The organism is Bradyrhizobium sp. DOA9 (assembly GCF_000617845.2).
GTDB lineage: Bacteria > Pseudomonadota > Alphaproteobacteria > Rhizobiales > Xanthobacteraceae > Bradyrhizobium.
This window is the reverse complement of record NZ_DF820425.1, coordinates 4,328,158-4,349,310: the sequence shown is the minus strand read 5'-3', so window position 1 is coordinate 4,349,310 and position 21,153 is coordinate 4,328,158. Positions and strand designations below refer to the sequence as shown.

The window sequence follows — 21,153 nt, the reverse complement described above, 5'->3', positions numbered from 1 at the left end:
CCCTGGCGGTGGTGAAGATGTCTGTTACTTCGCGGTGAAGGCGCGAAAGCGCCGAGCAGGTTCGAACCCTGCGCGCCGAAAGGCGGATCGCCCGCAAGGGCAGCAACAGCATCGATCGTTCCCCGCCAACCCCATCACGGTCCGTGGTGAAGATTTCTGTTACTTCGCCTGCAACGCGAGAGGTCGCGGGTTCGAATCCCGCCCGGTGTCCCATGCACCGGTAGCTCAGTGGATAGAGCGCTTTCCGGCGGCTTCGGCTCGCTGGGTACAGCAATCGCCTGTTCCCGGATCGTGTCCCATTAGCCACCGCCGGTGGTGAAGAGTGCTGTTACTTCGTGAATCACACTGTCGAAGGTTCGACTCCTTCCGGACGAAAGTCCGTAGCTCAGCGGTAGAGCATGTGGAGCCCCTCGTGGGCAGAGCAGCCTCGCCTGTTCCCCGGCACCCGTTTCATGTCCCCGTCAACCCAAGAGGAGGCCGTCATGGTCAGGCTCAACAAGATCGTTCGCGCCCTCACGCGGGAGGGCGCGCGCGCAAGGCGCTTCACGCCCGAGATGGAGCTGAAACGGGCGCTGATGAACTGCCTCCTGTGGGAGGACCAGTTCTATGAGGACGGCGTTGCGATCGCCGACCGCATCAAGGCCCTCGTGCCCAAGGTGGCGCCGCAGCGCGTGGCGCAGCTTGCGATCGAGGCGCGCGAGGTGATGAAGCTGCGGCACGCGCCGCTGCTCGTCATCCGCGAGATGGCGCGGAACGAGAAGCACCGCGCCCTCGTCGCCGACACGCTTCACAAGGTGATCCAGCGCCCCGACGAGATGACGGAGCTGCTCGCGATCTACTGGGCGGATGCGCTGGGGCCGATGCAGCAGCGCAAGCGTCAGCCGGTCTCGGCGCAGGTGAAGAAGGGTCTTGCCCGGGCGCTGACCAAGTTCGACGCCTATCAGCTCGCCAAGTGGGACCGCGACGGCGCGGTGCGGATCAGGGACGTGTTGTTCCTGGTGCACGCCAAGCCGAAGGATGCCGAGCAGGAGAAGGTCTGGAAGCAGCTCGTCGACGGCGAGCTCGCCTCCCCCGACACCTGGGAGGTTTCGCTGTCGGCCGGCAAGAACAAGCGCGAGACCTTCGAGCGGCTGATCGCCGAGCGGAAGCTCGGCGGCCTGGCACTGCTGCGCAATCTGCGCCTGATGCAGAACGCGCAGGTCCCGCGCGAGACCATCGCAGGCGCGATCGAGGCGATGCGGACGGATCGTATCCTGCCCTATCGCTTCATCACGGCGGCGCGCTACGCGCCGGACTTCGAGCCCGAGCTCGAGGCTGCGATGCTCAAGTCGATCAAGGACCATGTGCGGCTTCCGGGCCGCACCCGGCTCCTGATCGACGTATCGGGATCGATGTTCGCGACGCTCTCCGCGCAGTCGGAAATGACGCGCGCGGAGGCGGCGTGTGGCCTTGCCATCCTCGCGCGCGAGATCTGCGACGAGGTCGAGATCTTCACCTTCTCCAATGAGGTCGTGAAGGTCCCGCCCCGCCGCGGTTTCGCGCTTCGGGACGCGATCATCAACTCGCAGCCGCATGGCGGAACGTATCTCGGCAAGGCCGTGACGGAGATCGACCGCAAGGGCGACCGCCTGATCGTCTTCACCGACGAGCAGAGCCACGACCAGGTGCCCGAGCCCAGGGCGCACGGCACCATGGTGAACGTGGCCTCGTATCAGCACGGGGTCGGTCACGTCGCCTGGACCCGCGTCAACGGCTTCTCCGAGGCCGTGGTCGCGTGGATCGCGGCGTCCGAGACGGCGTTGAACTGATGCGCAACGACAACGGCCCCGGACGCGAGCCGCGCCCGGGGTCAGCAAAATCTCAGAAATGATCCGCCCGCCTCGCTATGATGCGCGCGGAATGACAAGGACCTGCGACCATGCGACGACCCGATTCCTACATGGAACGCGCCCGCGAGCTCTGCCTCGCCGCCGGTATCGATCCCGACTCGCGCGTCGGCGAAGGACGCGGCCAGCCCGCCTGGTGCCTGTACAAGGATGCCGCGCGCAAGGAGCATCTTGCCCGCGAGGCCAATGCGACCGCGAGCTCGATCGCCGAGTTCCGGACGCAGGACGCCCGCTTCCAGAATGCGCCGCTCAAGGTGTTCGGCCCGCACGAGGACGCGACGATCGCGCAGATGCGCAATTGCATGGCGATCGGCAACGTCGTCTCCGGCGTGATCTGCGCCGACGGCCATCTCGGCTACGCCCAGCCGGTCGGCGGCGTCATCGCCTATGAGAAGCAGATCAGCATCTCCGGCGTCGGCTTCGACATCGGCTGCGGCAACATGGCGGCGCGGCTCGACACCCGCTTCGACGACATTGCGGAGATCGCTCCCACGATCATCCGCGACGTCGCCAAGGTGATCTCGTTCGGCGTCGGACGTGCCAACGCGGAGCGGGCCGAGCACGACCTGTTCGACGACGGCGACGCCTGGCGCGAAAGCGACATGGAAGACTACCGTCAGAAGGCGGTGAAGCAGCTCGGCACGGTCGGCTCGGGCAACCACTATGTCGACCTCATGCGCGACGAGGAAGGCTTCGTCTGGATCGGCGTCCATTTCGGAAGCCGCGGCCTCGGACACACCTCCGCGACGCGCTACCTCAAGGCCGCCGGCGGCAAAGACGGCATGAACGTCCCGCCCGCCGTGGTTGACGAGGATAGCGAGCTCGGCCGCCGCTACATCGCGGCGATGCAGCTCGCCGGGCGTTACGCCTATGCGGGCCGCGAGTGGGTCGTCGAGCGCGTCCGCCGGATCATCGGCGGCAGCGTCACCGAGAGCGTGCACAACCACCACAATTATGCCTGGCGCGAGACCCACGACGGCAAGGATTTGTGGGTGGTGCGCAAGGGCGCGACCCCGGCGTTCCCCGGCCAGAAGGGTTTCGTCGGCGGCTCCATGGGCGACGACGCCGTCATCCTCGAAGGCGTCGACAGCCCGGAAGCCAGGGCCTCGCTCTACTCGACCGTGCACGGCGCCGGCCGCCTGTTCGGACGACGGGAGGCCAAGCGGCGCTTCTCGCGCGACGAGATGGACCGCTGGCTGAACGAGCGCGGCGTCACCTTGATCGGTGCCGACCTCGACGAGAGCCCGATGGCCTATCGCCGCCTGCCGGACGTGCTGGCGCAGCACGCCGGCACGGTGCGCGTACTGCACACGCTGCGGCCGTTCGCCGTCGCCATGGCCGGCGAAGGCGAGTTCGATCCGTGGAAGGACTGACGCGAATTGCAGGCGAGAGGCCAAACCTCTCGCCTGCATCCTCTATGCTTCCCTCATCTCGTCAGATATTCGCGCATCAACGCGCGGGCGCGATGCAGCCGCGCCTTCACGGTCTGCCTGGTCGCGCCGAGCGCGGCGGCAATCTCATCGATCGTCATCTCCTTGACGTCGCGCATCAGCGCGACATCGCGATAGTGCGGCGGCAGCGCCTCGAAGGCCGCGGCGAGGTCGAGCCGCAGATCGGCCTCGGGGCGCAACAGCAGGGCAGCCTCCGCCTCGCCGTCATCGACAGCCGGCACAAGGCCGGACCGGCGCGCGAGCCGCAGGCATTCGCGCCGGACGACGCTGAACAACCAGGCCGAAAATGCCAGCAGCGAGCGGATCGTGCCGACATGCCGGAACAGGATCCACAGTGCTTCCTGCGTCGCATCCTCGGCATCCGCCGAGCTGCGGCAGGTCGCGCGCGCGTAGCGACGGATATCCGGCTGCGCCGTCTCGAGCAGGCGTGCGATCGCCTCGGCATCGCCGAGCCGCGCGGCCTCGAACAGATTTGGCGAGATCGCCGCCGCGCTCACGACATCTCTCCCTTGCCGATGCCCGCCATCGCGCACATCGGGCAATAGCCGACGAGACCGGTCAGCGCGAACCCGGCACCACCGAGCGCGACCAGCCATGCCGGGGCGCCGGCCAGATAAACAAACGCCGCAGCCGCGACTGCAATACCCAGGACGACCCGCACCGCCTGATGCAGTCCGCCGATGTTCTTTCTGTAGAATCCCATCACATCCTCCGATATGGGCCGAGACCGATTGCCTCGACCGTCAAGAGGACGCGACGGCCAGAAAGGATTCGCGCGGACAGAAGATTCTTTGCGCTCAGCCTCCGACGGCCTGATAGGCCAGCCGCTTGAACTCGAAGAAGAACAGATTCCAGAAGCCCACGTAGCGCTGCGCCATCAGGGAGCCCGCCGTATTGGCTTCCGGACATGTCCACCAATGGGTCCCGGCCAGGCCGCCCCCACTGGTTACAATCGATATAGCGCGATTTCGCAGGATATGAAGCCCACCGCGCGGCTCATCCCTGCTTCGTCAGCACGGTGACCTGTAGGCGGCGCCGAATCCGCATGCCCTGCCGCTGGTACAGCGCAATCGCAGACGTATTGCTCGAGAACACGTGCAGGAACGGTATTTCCCCGCGCGTCTCGATCTGGCGCGCGATGGCGGCGAGCAACGCCTGAGCATAGCCGCGACCGCGATGATCGGGATGCACGCAGACCGCCGTCATCTCGGTGAAATTGCCGGGCTTCATCCGCTCGCCGGCCATGGCGACCAGCTCGCCACGAGCACGGATGCCGAGGAAGGTGCCGAGCTCGTGCGTCCGCGCCGCGAACGGCCCGGGCTTGGTCAGCTCGGTCAGCGCTGTCATGGCGGGAACGTCGGTCGCGCCGAGGCGGACGATCTCGGCATCACGAAGCGAAGTGTCGGCGGGCGAGCCGATCAACTGCTCGCCGGGCTCGGCGAGCAGCACCTTGAAGCCGGCGGGAATTTCGACCGGCTCGGGCGTGAACAGCACCGCGACTTGCGAGCCCGACATGAGATCGCCGAGCGCCGCAAAACTTGCCGCGGACGTGTCGACCATGTCGGCAAACGGCGTCATGTCGACGGGATAGCGCAGAGCCCGCGGGCCGCCCTCGGCCAGATGCTTCTGGCTTGTCGTCAACGCGTTCCAGATCGGGCGATCCAGCAGCGCCTCATCGCTCGCAGACATCGGCCTAGTTCTTGTCGAAGCTGACGATGACGGCGGCATTGGCAATCAGGATGGGATCGTTGGCCACTTCCGTGGCCGAGGGGATCTCCAGCCCGCCCTTGACCGCGGTGACGGTCACGGTGCCGTAAGGCAGCTCCTTGGCGACAGCCTCCTTGTCGACGGCTTCAGGATTCGGCACCCCGATCGTGACGTCCACGAACATGTCGTTCGCGGTCTTGCCGATCATCCGGAAGAAGCCGAGGCTCGAATGCCTGATGGCATCGGAGACCGCGCGCGTGGCCGCCTTGGTGGCGTCCCGGCCGTGGACGTCGACGCCCATGCCCATCTCGGTGACACAACGAATGCGGGTCATTTCATTTTCCTGTGGTTGGTTGGATCGAGTGATTGTGAGTGTCGGCGATCGGGCGACGCGAGAAAAGTTGTCAGATCGATGGAGGATCTCCGCCACAGTCTCCGTCATTGCGAGCGCAGCGAAGCAATCCAGACTGCCACCGCGGAAAGATTCTGGATTGCTTCGCTGCGCTCGCAATGACGAGTGTGGACAGAGCTCGCATCGTCAATCACGCCTTCGCCTTCTCGTGCGCGCGCAGCTCGTCCACCAGCACGCGCACGTTCTCCGAATAGTCGATCGGGATCGAGACCAGATGCACGCCGCCCTCCCTGAAAGCAGCGTCGAGCGTCGGGACAAAGCTGTCGATGCGCTCTATGCGATGACCCTTGGCGCCATAAGCCTTGGCGTACAGTGCAAAATCCGGATTGCCAAAGGTCATGCCGTAATCAGCGAAATGATCCACCGCCTGCTTCCAGCGGATCATGCCGTAGGCGTTGTCCTCCAGCACCAGCACGACCAGGTTGAGCTTGAGGCGGACCGCCGTCTCCATCTCCTGGCTGTTCATCATGAAGCCGCCGTCGCCGGCAACCGCAAGCACGCGGCGGTCGGGATGGAGCATCGCGGCCATCATCGCCGACGGCAGGCCGGCGCCCATGGTCGCCAGCGCATTGTCGAGCAGCAGCGTGTTGGCGAGCCGGGTGCGGTAGTTGCGCGCGAACCAGATCTTGTACATGCCGTTGTCGAGCGCGACGATGCCGTTCTCGGGGATCACCTGGCGGATGTCGTGCACGATGCGCTGCGGCGTCGGCGGCCAGCGCGCCTCGGTGGCACGGTCGGCGATGTGCTTCAGGATCCCTTCGCGCAGCGGCAGCAGCGCCGTGGCTTGCGGCAGCTTGCCTTCGAGCCGGTCCGCCAGCAGCTCCAGGCTCGGACCGACGTCCCCGACGACCTCGGCATCGGGGAAATAGACCTGCTCGACGCTCGCCGGTGTGTAACTGACGTGAATGACCTTCGGCCCCTTGGGGCCCATGATGAAAGGCGGCTTCTCGATCGGGTCGTGACCGATTGCGATGATCAAATCGGCGGCATCGATCGCATCATGGACATAGTCGCGTTCCGACAGCGCGGCGGTCCCCATGTAGAGATTGGTGCCGCCGGGCACGGTGCCCTTGCCCATCTGCGTCGTGAAGAACGGAATGCCGGTCCGCCGCACGAAATTTGCGATGCCGTGCGTCGACCGCGGCCGGCTGGTCGCCGCGCCCATCATCACCAGCGGACGCCTTGCGGCCATGATCATCCCGGCGGCGCGGTCGAGCGCGGCGCGATGGGCGACCGGGATTTCGATCGGATGGACGGGGATTACCGGCACGTCAGACACCTCGTCACCGGCGATGTCCTCGGGCAGTTCGAGATGCACCGGCCCGGGGCGCTCCTCCATCGCAACGCGAAAGGCGTCGCGCACCACGGTCGGAATGCTCGAGGCGCTGACGATCTGCCGCGACAGCTTGGTCAGCGGCTTCATGGTCGCGACCACGTCCACGATCTGGAAGCGCGCCTGCCGGCTGCTCATGATCGGCTTTTGACCGGTGATCAGGATCATCGGCATCGCGCCGAGATGCGCATAGGCGGCGCCCGTCGACAGGTTGAGAGCACCGGGGCCAAGCGTCGACAGACAGACGCCGGGCTTGCCGGTCAGTCGCCCATGCGTGGCGGCCATGAAGGCGGCAGCCTGCTCGTGCCGGGTCAGGACCAGTTCGATCCTGGACGCGCGCAGCGATTCGACCAGATCGAGATTCTCTTCGCCGGGAATGCCGAAGATGCGGTCGACACCTTCATTCTCCAGGGCCGCGACGAACAGGTCCGATCCCTTCGCTTTGCGATCCATCCCGCCCAACGCCGCCTCCCACTATGCCTGCTCCCGCGTTCCACGGCAGCAGCCGAATGGTAACGCTCCGCGGCGCGGGCACAATTCACAAAGAGAGGCGCGACGGCATCAACTTCGCCGCTTAAAGCCTCGATGCGCTAGTCATCGGCCTTGGTCGCACGCAGCAGATTGTCGCGTAGCCTGCTCACCGTCTTCTGCACGACGGCAAAATCGTCGCCAAGGCCTGTCGCCTCCCTCAGCGACCCGCCGAGATCCTGCTCGATCAGCTTGCGCCCCGCGGGCGTCAGGCTCAGGCGCACCTGCCGCTCGTCGGCGGGATCGCGGTGGCGCTTGATCAGCGCCATCTGCTCGAGCTTCTTCAGGATCGGCGTCAGGGTGTTGGATTCCAGGAACAGCTTCTCCCCCAGCGTGCCGACGGTCTGCTCGTCTTCATCCGAGAGCGCCACCAGGGCGATGTACTGCGTGTAGGTCAGGCCGACCTTGTCCAACAGGGGCTTATAGGCACGGCCGAAGGCGAGATTGGCCGAATAGATCGCAAAGCAAAGGAAATTCGACAGTTTCCGGCCTTTGCCGGCTGATTTTGGAGAACGGGCCACGGGAACCTCCGCAATTCGTGATCTATCCGGCCATATAAATCGCATCCGATTAAATCGGAAGGGCTTGACCCGACCACTCAGCGGGATTATTCCAGACGCATCCGATTAGATCGGATACGATTTATAATCCAACCGAAGGATACGGCCATGACATCCGCTGCAAAGGTTCTCTTCACCGGCAAGACCCACGTCACCTCGGGCGCCGACGGCGCTGCGCGGTCCAGCGACGGCTTCCTGAACGTCCAGCTGGCCCAGCCGCACCCGGCCGCCGAAAACCTGTTCGCCGCCGCGTGGTCGGCCTGCTATCTCGGCGCACTCGGACTCGCCGCTGCGCAGCGCAAGCTCAAGCTGCCGAGCGAGCCGTCGGTCGACACCGCGATCGACCTGAACAACGCCGGCGGCGCCTTCTTCCTGCGCGCTCGTCTCGACGTCAGCGTTCCCGGCGTCGACCGCGCGGTGGCACAGGAACTGATCGAGGCCGCTCACGGCATCTGCCCCTACTCCAAGGCGGTGCACGGCAATATCGAGGTGACCACCACCCTCGTCTGAAGCGCCACCACGCGGACCGGCCGGCATCGGCCGGGCCCGCGCGGCGCGGACAATCTCGAGACCACAAGGAGCCGACCATGAGCCAACATCATCTTCGAACCCTGCGCGTGCTGTCGAGCGCGGTCCTGCTCGCGGCAAACCTGTTCACACTGCCGGCCGCGGCGGCGCAGGCCGGCGTCACACGCACCGACCTCCAGCGCCACGATCTCGGCTCGCCCGGGCGCGAGGTTGTGCAGGTACGCGTCGACCTTGCCCCGGGCGTGGCGTTCGGCCGGCACACCCATCCGGGCGAAGAGATCATCTACGTGCTGGCGGGTGCCATCGAATACGAGGTCGACGGCAAGCCGCCGATCACGCTGAAAGCCGGCGACGTGCTGTTCATCCCTGCCGGCGCGGTGCATGCAGCAAAGAACGTGGGCGGTGAGACCGCCAGCGAACTTGCCACCTACATCGTAGCCAAGGACAAGCCGCTTCTGATGCTGGCGGAGTGAGGCCGGCGATCCCGATTGACAGCCCCCGATATCTGACTAAAGTCAGACATCATGCTCGACCCCGTCTCCCGCGTCCGCCGCTTCAACCGTGCCGTCACCTCGGCCGTCGGAGCACTCGATACGTCGTTTCTCGGGCGCGGCCGGCCGCTCGGGGCGGCGCGCGTGCTCAATGCGATCGGGCACGGCCGCTCGGACGTGGCGGAAATCCGCGACTATCTCGGTCTTGATTCCGGGCTGATGAGCCGGCTGCTCCGCAGCCTCGAGGACGAAGGGCTGATCGAGACCACCGCACGCGAGGATGATGCGCGGCGGCGCATGGCAAAGCTCACGCGGGCGGGCCGGCGCGAATTCGCAGCCTACGAGGCGCTGTCGAACGCGCAGGCCGAAGGCTTCCTCGCTCAGAATTCGCAAGGCGAGGCCTTGCTCGCGGCGATGGACCTGATCGCATCCGCCTTGACGCGAGAGCGCGTTTCGCTGGACGAAATCGACCCGCAATCCGAACAGGCACGCTATTGTCTCGGCGAGTACTATGCCGAACTCAGCCGCCGCTTCAAACAAGGCTTTGACGTCTCGCTGTCACGCGATCCCGACGCCAAGGACATGCGCCGGCCGCGCGGCACCTTCCTCGTCGCGATGTCGGACACGCTGCCGATCGGCTGCGTGGGCTTGAAGGGAACCGATCACGGCTATGCCGAGATCAAGCGGCTCTGGGTCGCCCCGGCCGCGCGCGGGCTGCGCCTCGGCCGGCGCCTGATGGATGCGGCGGAGAGCGCTGCGCGCGAGCTCGGCATCACGCTGTTGCGGCTCGACACCAACAGCGCGCTGCCCGAGGCCGCCCAGCTCTACCGCAGCACCGGATGGCGCGAGATCCCGCGCTTCAACGACGATCCCTATCCGGACCTGTTCTTCGAAAAGCGGCTCTGATGCTGGACCGGTTGCGCTGCTCGCGCGTTAGGTCGAAGCCGTGTTAGTCGAAGTCTTGTTAGTCGAAGGCTTGTTAGTCGAAGTCTTGGGAGCTTCGGTATGACGAGAGACGACCTCGCCGACATCTACCGCGCCTACATCGCCTGCCTGAACCGGCGGAATTGGCCGGCACTCGGACAATTCGTGCATGATGAAGTCGCTCACAACGCGCGGCCCCTCGGGCTTGCGGGCTATCGCGCGATGCTGGAACAGGACGTTCGGGATATCCCCGATCTTAAGTTCCAGATCGAGATGTTGATCTGCGATCCTCCCCGCATCGCCGCCCGATTGAAGTTCGACTGCGCACCCGTCGGGACATTCCTCGGTCTTGCGGTCAACGGGAAGCACGTGTCCTTCTGCGAGAACGTGTTCTACGAATTTCACGACGGCAAGATCCGGCAGGTCTGGTCGGTGATCGACAAGGCCGCGATCGAGGCGCAGCTCTGACGCCGCGCCTCGATCTCGAACTCACGCCGCCGCCGGCGCCACCTCGCCTTGCGGCTTGGCGAAGGGGCGGAACGTCATCGCCATCAGGAAGGCCCCTAAGCCCATCGCCCAGGAGGCGATGTAGAGCCAGGCGTAGCTGGAGAAGGCATCATAGATCAGGCCGCCGGCGAGCGGGCCGGTGGCCATGCCGAGGCTGCCGGCCATCGCCGTGCCGCCGATCACCGTGCCCATCATCTTGAGCGGGAAGTTCTCGCGGATCAGCACGGCGTAGAGCGGCATGGTGCCGGCATAGATGAAGCCGAAGATCGCGCCGACCGCATAGAACGTCGTGAGCTGATGCGCGAAGACATAAGCGAGCGCGCCGAACGCCTGCAGCAGCAGGCCCGAAACCAGCACGCGCTTGGCGCCGAAGCGGTCGCCCATCAGGCCGAAGGCGATGCGCCCGCCGAGGCCGGCAAACCCCTCGATGCTGTAGATCGTCACCGCCGCGACCAGCGGGATGCCGCAGCTCACGGCATAGCTGACGGTGTGGATGATCGGGCCGGAATGGGTCGCGCAGCAGAAGAAGTTGGTGGCGAGCAGGATCATGAATTGCGGCGAGCGCAGCGCCTCGCCCATCGACATCTCGTTTTGGCCGGCGGCTTCGTTCACCGGCGCCGCCGCAGCCCGCGCAAGCGCCGGCGGACGGCGCACCAGGAACGAGACCGGGATCATGATGGCGCCGACCACGAGCGCGATGATCTGCATCGAGGTGCGCCAGTCGTGGCCGGAGACGAGCCAGGCCGCCAGCGGCGACATCGTCATCGGCGCCATGCCCATGCCGGCGGAGACCAGCGACACCGCAAGGCCGCGATTGGTGTCGAACCAGCCGGTGACAGTCGCCATCATCGGCGCGAAGATCGCGGCGCAGGCGGCGCCGACCAGCAGGCCGAACACGACCTGGAACACGAGAAGCGAGGTGGCGTGGCTCGCGGCGAACAGGCTGAGCGCCAGCACGGTCGATCCGCTCAGCACCACCGGCAGCGGCCCGAACCGGTCCGACAGCGTGCCCCAGGCCATGCTGGTGAAGGCCATCGCCAGGAAGCCGATCGTCATTGCGCTGGAGATGCCAGTCACCGACCAGCCGGTGTCCTTGGTGATCGGCTGCAGGAACACCGGCAGCGAGAACATGCCGCCGATCGCGACGCAGCCAAGCAGGCCGCCGGCGGCGACGATCACCCAGCGATAGTTGGAAGCAGTCATTTCAGTCTCCCGTCAGGTCTGTCTCGCGTGGAAGACGAACGGGAACTGCGCCGGCCGACAGGCTGGCGTCATTTTTGCCCCACGCTTTCGTGAGCTGCCGACAAAACTCGAAAAACAACCCCATGCACAGTAGCCGGCGCCAGCGGGATCAACGGCTTACATCAGGAACCACCAACTTGGCGCCTCCCCTCGTCGACGGCCCACATCATCACCCGACCGGTTGACACGTCGGGCAAAACAGCCCGCTGTGCTTCACGGTCAATTGTGTATTGCAGGAATCTCCTCCATGCCAAAGATCGACGTCGCCACCGTGCCGGCCCGCAAGGGCTCCGGCTATCCGGCCCCCTTCAACGCCCCCTGCGCCGAGCGCATCCGCAAACGGCTCGGTGATGCCGGAGGCCTGTCGGATTTCGGCGTCAACCTGATGCGGCTGCCGCCGGGCGCCTGGTCGAGCCAGCGGCACTGGCACTCGCACGAAGACGAGTTCGTCTACATTCTCGAAGGCGAAGTGACGCTGATCGAGGATGGCGGCGAAACCGTGCTGCGCGCCGGCGATTGCGCCGCCTTCCCCAAGGCCAGCGGCAACGGCCATCACATGATCAACAGGTCGAGCGTGACGGCGGTGTACCTCGAGGTCGGCTCGCGCTCGCAAGCCGACCTCATCACCTGCTCCGACATCGACATGATGAGCCCGGCATCGGACGGCCGTTTCCTGCACAAGGACGGCACGCCTTATCCGTAGGTGACATGGCCGTTCACAGGGCCGCGTTGCGCCGCCAGCTGCCGATCGCAAGCCAGACCGCTGAGACCAGGAAGTAGATCGCGCCGACCGCAGCATAGCCCGCGACATTCGCAATCGACGGCACCGCAGGCATTGTGGCCTGAAAGATGAAGAAGCCGCCCGCCAGGGCCGACTGGCCACCGCTGAGCACCATGGCCCATTGCGCGCCGAAACGCTTCCAGCGCCGCACCGCCGTGCCGAGCTGGAGCAATCCGGACAGGATCGCCCAGGCTCCGAAGATTCCGAGCACCCAGTTCATGCTAGCCTGCAAGGCCAGGATGACCGCAATGGTGGTCGCCAGGCTGACCAGGACGTTGAGGCCCTGCGTGCGGTTCTGGTTCAGGCCGCCGCTCCAGAGCGCATCGAGATAATTGGCGGCCGCGTCCCAGGCCGGATAGGCGACCAGCAACGTTGCTGCGATCACTGCCGATGACGGCGCGATCGTGAAGGCCGCAATGACCCAGGCGGTGGAGAACGCCGCACGCACGAAGTAGTACTGCTTCAGCCATTGCGCCTGGTCGGCGCCCAAAGCCATTTCGCTGTTTCTCATCTTCTGCTCCTTACCTACTAGTTGGTAGTTTACATGCGACGCCAAAGCACCGCCCTGCCGGTCTGTGCCGATCTCGTCAGTGCCTGGTGGAAAGCCGCTCCAGTAGCGGCCGGGTGATGGTGCCGAAGATTTTTGGATCGCCATAAGCGCGCGCCGACAGCATCGCGCCGTGAACGGTTGCCATGAATCCCTCCGCCTCGGCCCGAGCCGTACCGGAGAGATGGAGCCGGCCTTGCCGCTTGCCGCGCTCCATCACCGACGCCAGCCACGACGACAGGAAGCGGAAATGCGCGCGGACTTCGAGCGCCACCTCCTCGGGCAGGAGCGGAAGCTCGCTGGCAAGGAGCGCGCAGACGCAGAAGGGAGCGGTCGCATCCTTGATGCACGCCTCCCAATAGGCGATGTAGCTTTTGAGCTGCTCGGCGGGGTCGGCGACATTGCGCTCGAGCGCGGCCAGTCCCGCCTGAGCCTCCTCTCGATAGCGCGCCACGAGGGTGCGGACCAGATCGACCTTGCTGGCAAAATGGTGGTGGATGCTCGGCTTGCGGATGCCGACGACATCGGCGATGTCGGCGTAACTGAAGCCGTTATAGCCGCCGGCGATGATCAGCGTGCGGGCGCAGGCGAGAATGTCGTCGGCGGTCGAGGAAACAGTGCTCATGGCGTTTAACTACCTTCCAGTAGGTAGACGGTCAAGCCGCAATGCTTCAATGATCCGTGAGCGAGTGGTAGGAGGCAGCATGACCATCCGCCCGATCGTCCGCTACCCCGACCGCCGGCTCGCGCTGCCGGCCCGGCCCGTCACCGCGTTCGACGGCACCTTGCGCGAGCTCGCGCAGGATCTGCTCGACACGATGCGCGCCGCGCCCGGCATCGGCATCACCGCGCCGCATATCGGCGTGCCCTTGCGCGTCGTGGTGCTGGAGCTCGACGCGAAGGACGGCGCGCGGACCTACGTCAATCCGGAGATCACATGGGCCTCGCCGGAGATGATCATGCATCGCGAAGGCAGCGTCTCGATGCCGGGGGTCAACGACGAGGTGCAGCGCCATGCGCGGGTGCGCATCAGCTACCGGGATGTCGAGGGCAATGTGCAAAGGGAGGAATCGGACGGCTTGCGCGCCGTCTGCCACCAGCACGAGATCGACCAGCTCGACGGCATGTTCTGGATCCAGCGGCTGTCGCGGCTGAAGCGGGAGCGGCTGGTGAAGAAGTATGAAAAGATGTCGAGGAGTTCGTAACTTTGTAGGGTGGACTAGCGAAGCGTAATCCACCATCCGAGCCGGCTTAGCGAGTGGTGGATTACGCCGCCCGCCGCGCTTCGCGCAGCGGTCTGCTAATCCACCCTACGCGTACCCTATCCTCACGCCCTCTTCCCGCCGCGCTTGGCGATCGGCGCCTTGCGGCGCTCTCGCTTGCCCCGCGCGATCTCGGTGGCGAGTGCGTCGAGCTTCGGCTCCCAGAAGGTCCTGAACTGGCCGACCCAGGCATCGACCGCCTGCAGCCCGGCGGCGTCGACCGAATAGAGGCGCCTTTGCGCCTCGGCCCGGACGCTCGCAAAGCCGCTCTCGCGCAGCACCTTGAGATGCTGCGAGACCGCCGCCTGGGTGATGCCGAACTCGGCGCCGATGACTTCGACGACCTCGCCGGAGGCCATCTCACCGGGCGCCAGCAGCTCGAGGATGCGGCGGCGCACGGGATCGGCGAGAACTTCGAAGGCGTGCATCAGCTTCCAGTGCCGGGATGAACGATGTCGGGCGGCATCTCGCCGCGATAGAACGCGATGGTGCGGTCCGAGCGCTCCTTCGCCGTGGCCGGATCGACCCCGCTTGCGACATGCGCCGCACGCCAATATTCGCCGCTCGTCGTCATGAAGTCCTTGCCCTCCGGCGAGACCATCCAGGCCTCCGCCGTCTCATGATCGACCGATGCCCCGGTCGCAAGATATCGCTCCAGCCCCGCAAGCGCGAGGTCCCAACCGATTCCGACCGCACCCGGGCCGAACTGATTCCAATGATCCTCGATGATCGCGGTGTGCTCAAGCGTCAAGCGCGCCTGGCTTCGCTCGGCTGTCAGGCTGACGTCGATCCAGCTCGTGGCGCCGCCGAATTCCCAGGTCGCAGCGAAATGGGTCGGCGGAGTACAGGACGTGATGGTGCCGCCCGCATTGCCCTTGACCTGGTAGCGTCCGCCGAGCCGGAGGTCGCCCTCGACCGGCGCAAACCAGCGCGGGATCCGCTCCCTGCTGGTCACCGCGTCCCAGAGATCATCGAGGCCGGTGTCGTAAAGACGCGTCAGGGTCACGACGCTCGCCGGTTTCCCATCCTTGTCGAAATTCCTCACCGAGCGTGTCACGAGCCCGAGGACCCGGGCGACGTCGATCTCCATTTGCGCTTCTCCCTGTCGCTTTCGCGTAAGGCACGGAATATCGGTCATAACTAATATAAGTCAATGCTTATAAACGCATGCCCGCTGCGTCAAACCGCCTCGCGGGAAGATGCGAAACCAAACGCCTGCCCGGGGCGTCTATCGGTGCTCCCACAACCCCGCCCAAAACGGAAGGAACTCATGAAAGTTCGCAAATTCGCCATCGCCGATGCTTCGCTCGAACGCTCGCCGGGACAGGACGGCGACATCTTCGCCGGCAACGTGATCGACCAGCGCCACGGCGGACCGATCACGATCGGCTTCGGCCGCTACGCGCCGAACCAGACTCTCGACGAGACGATGAAAGTCGACGATGTCATGATCGTGCTGGAGGGGAAGCTTTCGGTCACGAGCAACGGCAGCACCGCGACCGCGGGCCCCGGCGAGATCGTCCACATGCCGAAGGGCGAGACGGTCACCATCCGCTCGCACGAGCAAGGCGCCCTCACCGCCTACGTCACCTACCCGCATTGGCAGGAGGCGTGACGGCTGAGGCGCGATGTAATTCCGCTGTGGCCATCCTTCGAGACGCCCGCCTTGCGGCGGGCCCTCAGGATGAGGACGGAGTGCATGGCGGCGTTCCGACGGGCGCAGGTGCCGCTTAGCCTCATCCTGAGGGACGCGAAGCGGTCGTCTCGAAGGACGAGGCGTGCGCGCCGAGCGAGGAAGCGCTACTTCAGCGGCAGGAAGATCTCGGCCACCGTCTCGTTCTCCGGAACCTCCGGGAAGAAGCTCAGCCGCTGGCAATAGATCGGGAAGTCGCGCGCCTCCTCGCCGCTGGCCGGAAGCCAGTCGCGATAGAGATAGAGCGCGGCGGGCTCCAGATTGTCGGTGTAGCCGACGACGCGCAGCACGGCGCAGCGTCCGCCGGGGATCTCACCGGCTTTGATGCCCTCGTCGCATCCCGCGATCGGCCGGTCTGTGCCGACGCAAAGGTCTATGCTGTAGTCGGCGGGGCGCGCAGGACGTCGCTCGGACCGCCAGATGTTGAAGGTCGGGTTCGTGCTGGGGTGCAGGCCGGCTGCCTTGCGCCAGGCGATGAAGCGCTGGATGGTGGCGGGGAGCGTCGACGGGTCGCCCCGATGCTCCATGATCGCCACCTTGGTGGTGGGCACGTTTCGGATGGTCACGTCGTCGCTGGTAAAAGTTCTCTGCATGAGCTTGCTCCTCGCGATATCGAGAGGCCCGAAGGCCGCAAGCCACGGCTCCCAATCGGGAGAATTCCGGAACGAGGACGGCGATTGCCCGAACCGTTGCCGAAAGGCGCGGGCGAAGGCGTCAGGTGCCTCGTAACCAGCCTCCATCGCAATGTCGGTGACGCTTTGTGCGTCGAAATAGGCGAGCTGATGCGATGCGCGCTTCAGGCGTGCCAGCTGGACATAGCGATGCACTGATAGCCCGAAGGTCGCCGTGAACTGCCGGTGGAAATGGAATTTCGAGAAGGCCGCGACAGCGCTCAAGCTTTCCAGGTCCAGATCGTCGTCGAGATGCCGGTCGATATGCTCCAGCACCCGCCGCATACGCTCCTGGTAATTCCGCAGCGCCGCCGTCATCGTCCCTCCTCCGTGGCGGCTCCAGTTAGCGGCTGACGGTCGTGGCGTGCTCGACCGATCTTGCGGTTCTGGCAGGAAAGAACGCGCAGGATGGGTAGAGCGCAGCGAAACCCATCAGCTTCTTCGAGGAAGGCACGATGGTGGGTTTCGCTTCGCTCTACCCATCCTGCGACGCCCCTACCCGCCCGCCATCAGCGCCTTCGCCAGCGCCATGTAGGCCGGCAGCGTCACGGGATCGTTGGCGGCGTTGCCGGCCATGGGATGCGAGGCGTAGCGGGCGATCACCATCTCGGCCATGGGGTCGATGTAGATGCCCTGGCCGTAGACGCCGCGCGCCATGTAGGCGCCGTGTTCGTTGTGCGTCACCCACCATTGATTGCGGTAGGAGGCGCCCGGCAGCGTGGTGTAGCCGGCCGGCTTGAATTTTTCGGGGTCGCCGCCGCGCGCGATGTCTTCGACCACCTGCGACGGCACGATCTGGCGGCCGTTGAAACGGCCGTGATTGCGCATGGCCTCGCCGAAGCGGGCGAGATCGCGCAGTGTCGTGGAGAGACCGCCGCCGCCGCTTTCGGTGCCGATGCGGTCGACGTGATAATGCGCGTCCTCCTCCGCACCCATCTTCTGCCAGATGCGCTCGGAGAGGAGATCGGACAGCGCCAGGCCGCTGGCACGCCTGATGATCCACGCCAGCACGTCGGTGTTGACCGTCTTGTAGGCAAAGGCCTTGCCGTGCTCGCCCTGCTTCTTCTGCGCGATGAGGAAATCGAAGATGGTGGTCGGGCCGTCATAGCCCTGAGGGATCGGCGCCATGCCGTTGGCGCGCCTGAGGCCCCACACGTCCGAATTCTTGTCGGTGTAGACCTCGGTGTAGGCGAGCCCCGTGGTCATATCCATGACCTCGTGCACGCGCGCGTCGCCAAACGCGCTCGGCTTCAGCTCCGGCACGTAGTCCGCGACGAGTGCTTGCGGATCGATCCTGCCCTCGGCGACCAGAATGCCTGCGAGCACGCCGGTGAACGACTTCGTCACGGACATGCCGATGTGCGGCTTGTGCGGCTTCAGCGCGCCGAAATAGCGCTCATAGATCAGCCTGCCCCGATGCAGCACCGCGATGCCGTCGGTGTAGGTCTCCTCCAGCATCTTGTCGAAGGTCATGGGCCGGCCGTCCATCGTGGTCGAGGCCACGCCGCCGATGTCCTGCTCCGCGCGCGGCAGAGGCGACGCCGGCCCAGCTCCGCGCCAGACGTTCACCGTCGGCACCAGCTGGCGGATGTTGCTCCAGGCCCAGCGGAGCTCGGGGAAGCTGCGGAAGGAGCCGTCCTGGAAGGTGATGGTGCGGTCGGGAGATGGCGGGAAGCCGCGCATATAGCCGAGGGATTCGGGGTCGGTGGTGGTGGCGGAAGGTTGGGCGGACATCGGCACTGGCTCCGGAAGGGCGATGCTGAGGTCCTAGCATGGGGCCGCGCAGCGCACATCCGACGCAAGCGCTGGGGCACATGCACGATAGTGTGGTGGGATCAGAAGTTGATCTTGCGCAACCTTGCTCGATTGCGAGCGGGACTATCGCCTGCACTCAAAAGCGACGACATGAGCAAGCGCCCGATGCTCGGGACTTTCGAGAGCCGTAGCCATTCGTCATAACTTAGGACCACCGCCTGCTTCTTGCCGTGACGCACGATCAGCACGGGCTTGCCGTCGATCGCATCATCGACGATCGCTGAGAGATTGGTCTTTGCATCACGGAGTTGAACTTGGCGCACGGCGCGCCTCACTCGCGGTTGTAGAACGGATAGAGCGGAAGCGAAACCCATCAATCGCTTTCGGACGCGATGGGTTTCGCTGCGCTCTCCCCATCCTACGGGCTGCTGCTCAAATGAGAAAGGCTTATGATGCCCGGTCTTTCTCGCCGCTCTCGTCGGGGAAGAAGCTCTGCACAATTTCATAGACTCCGGGATCGAACGTGGCGAACGTGAGCGCCTCCCTGAAAAGCGCGAGAGGACCAGGATCCCGACGCATGACTTCATAGTCCTCCATACTGCGCCATTGGGCGCACATCGTCACCTTCGAGCCATCGAGACTGCGGTGAAGCGTCGAAGAGAGAAAGCCGGGCGCCCGGCAAACGTGTCCGTTCGTGGCGCGGGCAAGCAAATCCAGTAATCGCTTCTGGTTGGCCGGCTCGACAGTGAAGACGTTGATCATCGTGATCATGGTGCAGACCTTCGCAAAAATGTTCATCGCACGATTAGAAGGCGTCGCGAGCCGCGAAACGCCGGAAACCGCACACTCGACTTGATATTGGGTGGCAGTGGCGGCTCTGCAATCAGGTCGTTCGCTTGGCCGATTTCCGCAGTCCCAGCGTAGATGACGCGTGCGCCAAACGCAGCGCAGCTTGGACGCCATCTTCCAGGATCTGCTCCGCCTCGGCGGCATTCGGCACGGCCCGCGCGAGTTGGAGTCCCCCAGGGTATCCTATACCCTCACTCCCACTCGATCGTCCCGGGCGGCTTGCTGGTCACGTCGTACACCACCCGGTTCACGCCCTTCACCTCGTTGATGATGCGCGTCGCCGTCTCCCCTAAGAACTTCATGTCGAACTGATAGAAGTCCGCGGTCATGCCGTCGGTCGATGTCACCGCGCGGAGGCCGACCACATAGTCATAGGTGCGGCCGTCGCCCATGACGCCGACGGTCTTCACCGGGAGCAGCACGGCAAAAGCCTGCCAGATCTCGTCGTAGAGGCCGTGCTTCCGGATCTGGTCGATGTAGACGGCGTCCGCCTTGCGCAGGATGTCGAGCTTGTCTTTGGTGATCTCGCCGGGGCAGCGGATGGCGAGGCCCGGGCCCGGGAACGGATGGCGGCCGACGAAGATTTCGGGAAGGCCGAGCTCGCGCCCGAGCTTGCGCACCTCGTCCTTGAACAGCTCGCGCAGCGGCTCGACGAGCTTCATGTTCATGCGCTCGGGCAGGCCGCCGACATTGTGGTGCGACTTGATCGTGACCGACGGGCCGCCGGTGAAGGAGACGCTCTCGATCACGTCGGGGTAGAGCGTGCCTTGCGCCAGGAAATCGGCGCCGCCGATCTTCTTGGCCTCGGCCTCGAACACCTCGATGAAGAGGCGGCCGATGGTCTTGCGCTTGGCTTCGGGGTCGGTGACGCCTTCGAGCTCGCCCAAGAACTGTTTCGAGGCATCCACGTGCACGAGCGGGATGTTGTAGTGGTGGCGGAACAGGTCGACGACCTGCTCGGCCTCGTTGAGGCGCATCAGGCCGTGATCGACGAAGACGCAGGTGAGCTGGTCGCCGATGGCTTCGTGGATCAGGACGGCCGCAACGGCCGAATCGACGCCGCCGGAGAGGCCGCAGATCACCCTGCCCTTGCCGACCTGCGCGCGGATCTTGGCGATCTCCTCCTCGCGGAAGGCGCGCATGGTCCAGTCGCCGGAGAGGCCGGCGATCTTGCGCACGAAGTTGCGGATGAGCTTGGCGCCGTCGGGCGTGTGCACCACTTCGGGGTGGAACATCAGGCCGTAATATTTGCGCGTCTCGTCCTGGATGATCGCGAACGGCGCATTCGGCGAGGTGCCGGCGACGGAGAAGCCCGGCGGCATCCTGGTGATGCGGTCGCCATGGCTCATCCAGACCTGGTTCTTGGTGCCTGACGACCAGACGTCCGCGAACAGCTGGCTGTCGGCCTTCACCTCGACATCGGCGCGGCCGAATTCGCGGTGATGGCCGCCCTCGACCTCGCCCCCTAACTGGGCTGCCATGGTCATCTGGCCGTAGCAGATGCCCATCACGGGCACGCCGGAATCGAAGATGAGCTGAGGGGCGCGGGGCGAGCCGGCCTCGTGCACCGATTCCGGGCCGCCAGAGAGGATCACCGCCTTCGGCTTCATCTCGTTGAAGGCCTCTTCGGCCTTGTTGAACGGGACGATCTCGCAATAGACGCCGTCCTCGCGCACGCGACGCGCAATCAGCTGCGTCACCTGGCTGCCGAAGTCGACGATGAGAATCTTGTCGTGCGCCGAGGCCACCGGGGGCGTCGACGCGGAGCGGTCGTTCTGTGCTGCTGTCATGGCCAGCAGATACGCTGGCGCGGCCCGGGCCGCAACCGCGGCAGCAGTGCGCCCACATGCTTCTTTGGGCATGGACAGGAAGCACTTGGGTAAGTAATCTTTACCTAATTTGCTTGCCGACTTGGGCGTCGCGCAACGCGATCGAACGCTCCAGGCAGAAGCGGCCACACCGAGCCGGACGATCCACGCATCTCGGCCGGGATGACCGAGGCAACGGCGTGCGCTAACAGACGCGG

25 protein-coding genes and 1 pseudogene are annotated in these 21,153 nt (G+C 65.3%); 9 read left to right on the top strand and 17 right to left on the bottom strand.

Annotation, left to right across the window (positions count from 1 at the left end; genetic code table 11):
• Nucleotides 1-482: 482 nt before the first annotated feature.
• Together BDOA9_RS20180 and BDOA9_RS20175 are read left to right on the top strand one after the other, a co-directional pair.
• The gene (locus BDOA9_RS20180) at nt 483-1,808 is read left to right on the top strand and encodes a TROVE domain-containing protein (RefSeq protein ID WP_025035778.1); all 1,326 of its coding nucleotides are present in this window, start codon (nt 483-485) and stop codon (nt 1,806-1,808) included.
• Between the two features lie 110 nt (nt 1,809-1,918).
• Nucleotides 1,919-3,259 (top strand): RtcB family protein, encoded by a 1,341-nt coding sequence (locus BDOA9_RS20175; RefSeq protein ID WP_025035777.1) that lies wholly within the window; start codon nt 1,919-1,921, stop codon nt 3,257-3,259.
• Between the two features lie 53 nt (nt 3,260-3,312).
• Here BDOA9_RS20175 and BDOA9_RS20170 read toward each other — a convergent pair whose 3' ends face one another.
• The 7 genes and pseudogenes from BDOA9_RS20170 to BDOA9_RS20145 all read right to left on the bottom strand — a co-directional run bounded on the left by BDOA9_RS20170 (nt 3,313) and on the right by BDOA9_RS20145 (nt 7,838).
• Entirely contained in the window at nt 3,313-3,834 is a 522-nt protein-coding gene (locus BDOA9_RS20170) for an RNA polymerase sigma factor (protein ID WP_025035776.1), read from the bottom strand.
• The gene (locus tag BDOA9_RS20165; RefSeq protein WP_025035775.1) at nt 3,831-4,040 is read right to left on the bottom strand and encodes a YgaP family membrane protein; all 210 of its coding nucleotides are present in this window, start codon (nt 4,038-4,040) and stop codon (nt 3,831-3,833) included. The genes BDOA9_RS20170 and BDOA9_RS20165 overlap by 4 nt, the downstream gene beginning before the upstream one ends.
• Nucleotides 4,041-4,134: 94 nt before the next feature.
• A pseudogene (locus tag BDOA9_RS40035) lies at nt 4,135-4,275 on the bottom strand (penicillin-binding protein); the annotation flags it as partial.
• A 58-nt stretch (nt 4,276-4,333) separates the two neighbouring features.
• On the bottom strand, nt 4,334-5,026 hold the full coding sequence (locus BDOA9_RS20160) for a GNAT family N-acetyltransferase (RefSeq protein ID WP_025035774.1): 693 nt from the start codon (nt 5,024-5,026) through the stop codon (nt 4,334-4,336).
• A gap of 4 nt (nt 5,027-5,030) precedes the next feature.
• On the bottom strand, nt 5,031-5,378 hold the full coding sequence (locus tag BDOA9_RS20155; protein ID WP_025035773.1) for a Lin0512 family protein: 348 nt from the start codon (nt 5,376-5,378) through the stop codon (nt 5,031-5,033).
• A 208-nt stretch (nt 5,379-5,586) separates the two neighbouring features.
• The gene (locus BDOA9_RS20150; protein ID WP_025035772.1) at nt 5,587-7,251 is read right to left on the bottom strand and encodes an acetolactate synthase large subunit; all 1,665 of its coding nucleotides are present in this window, start codon (nt 7,249-7,251) and stop codon (nt 5,587-5,589) included.
• A gap of 128 nt (nt 7,252-7,379) precedes the next feature.
• Nucleotides 7,380-7,838 (bottom strand): MarR family winged helix-turn-helix transcriptional regulator, encoded by a 459-nt coding sequence (locus BDOA9_RS20145; protein WP_025035771.1) that lies wholly within the window; start codon nt 7,836-7,838, stop codon nt 7,380-7,382.
• Between the two features lie 147 nt (nt 7,839-7,985).
• Here BDOA9_RS20145 and BDOA9_RS20140 point away from each other — a divergent pair, with 147 nt between their 5' ends.
• The 4 genes from BDOA9_RS20140 (at nt 7,986) to BDOA9_RS20125 (ending at nt 10,288) form a co-directional block, all read left to right on the top strand.
• A complete protein-coding gene (locus BDOA9_RS20140; protein WP_025035770.1) occupies nt 7,986-8,387 on the top strand; it encodes an Ohr family peroxiredoxin in 402 nt (133 codons plus the stop codon).
• 77 nt (nt 8,388-8,464) lie between these two features.
• Nucleotides 8,465-8,878: a cupin domain-containing protein gene (locus BDOA9_RS20135; protein WP_025035769.1), complete on the top strand. Its 414-nt coding sequence runs from the start codon at nt 8,465-8,467 to the stop codon at nt 8,876-8,878.
• 51 nt (nt 8,879-8,929) lie between these two features.
• Nucleotides 8,930-9,802 (top strand): bifunctional helix-turn-helix transcriptional regulator/GNAT family N-acetyltransferase, encoded by an 873-nt coding sequence (locus BDOA9_RS20130; RefSeq protein WP_025035768.1) that lies wholly within the window; start codon nt 8,930-8,932, stop codon nt 9,800-9,802.
• Nucleotides 9,803-9,901: 99 nt separating this feature from the next.
• Nucleotides 9,902-10,288 (top strand): ester cyclase, encoded by a 387-nt coding sequence (locus BDOA9_RS20125; protein ID WP_025035767.1) that lies wholly within the window; start codon nt 9,902-9,904, stop codon nt 10,286-10,288.
• Nucleotides 10,289-10,309: 21 nt separating this feature from the next.
• Here the strand turns inward: BDOA9_RS20125 and BDOA9_RS20120 are convergent, their stop codons facing one another.
• Entirely contained in the window at nt 10,310-11,530 is a 1,221-nt protein-coding gene (locus BDOA9_RS20120) for an MFS transporter (RefSeq protein WP_025035766.1), read from the bottom strand.
• A gap of 286 nt (nt 11,531-11,816) precedes the next feature.
• Here BDOA9_RS20120 and BDOA9_RS20115 point away from each other — a divergent pair, with 286 nt between their 5' ends.
• On the top strand, nt 11,817-12,272 hold the full coding sequence (locus BDOA9_RS20115; RefSeq protein WP_025035765.1) for a cupin domain-containing protein: 456 nt from the start codon (nt 11,817-11,819) through the stop codon (nt 12,270-12,272).
• Between the two features lie 13 nt (nt 12,273-12,285).
• On the opposite strand, the gene BDOA9_RS20110 is transcribed toward BDOA9_RS20115, so the two are convergent.
• A complete protein-coding gene (locus tag BDOA9_RS20110; RefSeq protein WP_025035764.1) occupies nt 12,286-12,861 on the bottom strand; it encodes a DUF308 domain-containing protein in 576 nt (191 codons plus the stop codon).
• Between the two features lie 76 nt (nt 12,862-12,937).
• Complete coding sequence (locus BDOA9_RS20105) at nt 12,938-13,522, bottom strand: TetR/AcrR family transcriptional regulator (protein ID WP_025035763.1); 585 nt, start codon at nt 13,520-13,522, stop codon at nt 12,938-12,940.
• 79 nt (nt 13,523-13,601) lie between these two features.
• Here BDOA9_RS20105 and BDOA9_RS20100 point away from each other — a divergent pair, with 79 nt between their 5' ends.
• Complete coding sequence (locus BDOA9_RS20100; RefSeq protein ID WP_025035762.1) at nt 13,602-14,102, top strand: peptide deformylase; 501 nt, start codon at nt 13,602-13,604, stop codon at nt 14,100-14,102.
• Between the two features lie 122 nt (nt 14,103-14,224).
• Here the strand turns inward: BDOA9_RS20100 and BDOA9_RS20095 are convergent, their stop codons facing one another.
• Both BDOA9_RS20095 and BDOA9_RS20090 read right to left on the bottom strand, forming a co-directional pair.
• Entirely contained in the window at nt 14,225-14,587 is a 363-nt protein-coding gene (locus BDOA9_RS20095) for an ArsR/SmtB family transcription factor (protein WP_025035761.1), read from the bottom strand.
• On the bottom strand, nt 14,587-15,249 hold the full coding sequence (locus tag BDOA9_RS20090) for an SRPBCC family protein (protein WP_025035760.1): 663 nt from the start codon (nt 15,247-15,249) through the stop codon (nt 14,587-14,589). Before BDOA9_RS20090 ends, BDOA9_RS20095 begins: the two co-directional genes overlap by 1 nt.
• A 180-nt stretch (nt 15,250-15,429) precedes the next feature.
• Here BDOA9_RS20090 and BDOA9_RS20085 point away from each other — a divergent pair, with 180 nt between their 5' ends.
• Nucleotides 15,430-15,774, top strand: a complete 345-nt coding sequence (locus tag BDOA9_RS20085) for an AraC family ligand binding domain-containing protein (RefSeq protein WP_025035759.1) — start codon at nt 15,430-15,432, stop codon at nt 15,772-15,774.
• 185 nt (nt 15,775-15,959) lie between these two features.
• Here the strand turns inward: BDOA9_RS20085 and BDOA9_RS20080 are convergent, their stop codons facing one another.
• The 5 genes from BDOA9_RS20080 to guaA all read right to left on the bottom strand — a co-directional run bounded on the left by BDOA9_RS20080 (nt 15,960) and on the right by guaA (nt 20,917).
• Nucleotides 15,960-16,841, bottom strand: a complete 882-nt coding sequence (locus BDOA9_RS20080) for an AraC family transcriptional regulator (RefSeq protein WP_025035758.1) — start codon at nt 16,839-16,841, stop codon at nt 15,960-15,962.
• 177 nt (nt 16,842-17,018) lie between these two features.
• The gene (locus tag BDOA9_RS20075; protein WP_025035757.1) at nt 17,019-18,257 is read right to left on the bottom strand and encodes a serine hydrolase domain-containing protein; all 1,239 of its coding nucleotides are present in this window, start codon (nt 18,255-18,257) and stop codon (nt 17,019-17,021) included.
• A gap of 101 nt (nt 18,258-18,358) precedes the next feature.
• Nucleotides 18,359-18,601: a type II toxin-antitoxin system Phd/YefM family antitoxin gene (locus BDOA9_RS20070; protein ID WP_025035756.1), complete on the bottom strand. Its 243-nt coding sequence runs from the start codon at nt 18,599-18,601 to the stop codon at nt 18,359-18,361.
• 124 nt (nt 18,602-18,725) lie between these two features.
• The gene (locus BDOA9_RS39475; RefSeq protein WP_244521500.1) at nt 18,726-19,241 is read right to left on the bottom strand and encodes an antibiotic biosynthesis monooxygenase family protein; all 516 of its coding nucleotides are present in this window, start codon (nt 19,239-19,241) and stop codon (nt 18,726-18,728) included.
• Between the two features lie 77 nt (nt 19,242-19,318).
• Nucleotides 19,319-20,917: a glutamine-hydrolyzing GMP synthase gene (guaA, locus tag BDOA9_RS20060; protein WP_025035754.1), complete on the bottom strand. Its 1,599-nt coding sequence runs from the start codon at nt 20,915-20,917 to the stop codon at nt 19,319-19,321.
• Between the last annotated feature and the right edge of the window lie 236 nt (nt 20,918-21,153).

Coding starts and splice junctions, on each gene's coding strand:
- BDOA9_RS20075 (WP_025035757.1), bottom strand. CDS start 18,257: ATGTCCGCCCAACCTTCCGCCACCACCACCGACCCCGAATCCCTCGGC.
- BDOA9_RS20160 (WP_025035774.1), bottom strand. CDS start 5,026: ATGTCTGCGAGCGATGAGGCGCTGCTGGATCGCCCGATCTGGAACGCG.
- BDOA9_RS20125 (WP_025035767.1), top strand. CDS start 9,902: ATGACGAGAGACGACCTCGCCGACATCTACCGCGCCTACATCGCCTGC.
- BDOA9_RS20120 (WP_025035766.1), bottom strand. CDS start 11,530: ATGACTGCTTCCAACTATCGCTGGGTGATCGTCGCCGCCGGCGGCCTG.
- BDOA9_RS20110 (WP_025035764.1), bottom strand. CDS start 12,861: ATGAGAAACAGCGAAATGGCTTTGGGCGCCGACCAGGCGCAATGGCTG.
- guaA (WP_025035754.1), bottom strand. CDS start 20,917: ATGACAGCAGCACAGAACGACCGCTCCGCGTCGACGCCCCCGGTGGCC.
- BDOA9_RS39475 (WP_244521500.1), bottom strand. CDS start 19,241: ATGGCGTCCAAGCTGCGCTGCGTTTGGCGCACGCGTCATCTACGCTGG.
- BDOA9_RS20095 (WP_025035761.1), bottom strand. CDS start 14,587: ATGCACGCCTTCGAAGTTCTCGCCGATCCCGTGCGCCGCCGCATCCTC.
- BDOA9_RS20175 (WP_025035777.1), top strand. CDS start 1,919: ATGCGACGACCCGATTCCTACATGGAACGCGCCCGCGAGCTCTGCCTC.
- BDOA9_RS20165 (WP_025035775.1), bottom strand. CDS start 4,040: ATGGGATTCTACAGAAAGAACATCGGCGGACTGCATCAGGCGGTGCGG.
- BDOA9_RS20100 (WP_025035762.1), top strand. CDS start 13,602: ATGACCATCCGCCCGATCGTCCGCTACCCCGACCGCCGGCTCGCGCTG.
- BDOA9_RS20135 (WP_025035769.1), top strand. CDS start 8,465: ATGAGCCAACATCATCTTCGAACCCTGCGCGTGCTGTCGAGCGCGGTC.
- BDOA9_RS20080 (WP_025035758.1), bottom strand. CDS start 16,841: ATGACGGCGGCGCTGCGGAATTACCAGGAGCGTATGCGGCGGGTGCTG.
- BDOA9_RS20130 (WP_025035768.1), top strand. CDS start 8,930: ATGCTCGACCCCGTCTCCCGCGTCCGCCGCTTCAACCGTGCCGTCACC.
- BDOA9_RS20090 (WP_025035760.1), bottom strand. CDS start 15,249: ATGGAGATCGACGTCGCCCGGGTCCTCGGGCTCGTGACACGCTCGGTG.
- BDOA9_RS20115 (WP_025035765.1), top strand. CDS start 11,817: ATGCCAAAGATCGACGTCGCCACCGTGCCGGCCCGCAAGGGCTCCGGC.
- BDOA9_RS20180 (WP_025035778.1), top strand. CDS start 483: ATGGTCAGGCTCAACAAGATCGTTCGCGCCCTCACGCGGGAGGGCGCG.
- BDOA9_RS20140 (WP_025035770.1), top strand. CDS start 7,986: ATGACATCCGCTGCAAAGGTTCTCTTCACCGGCAAGACCCACGTCACC.
- BDOA9_RS20155 (WP_025035773.1), bottom strand. CDS start 5,378: ATGACCCGCATTCGTTGTGTCACCGAGATGGGCATGGGCGTCGACGTC.
- BDOA9_RS20085 (WP_025035759.1), top strand. CDS start 15,430: ATGAAAGTTCGCAAATTCGCCATCGCCGATGCTTCGCTCGAACGCTCG.
- BDOA9_RS20105 (WP_025035763.1), bottom strand. CDS start 13,522: ATGAGCACTGTTTCCTCGACCGCCGACGACATTCTCGCCTGCGCCCGC.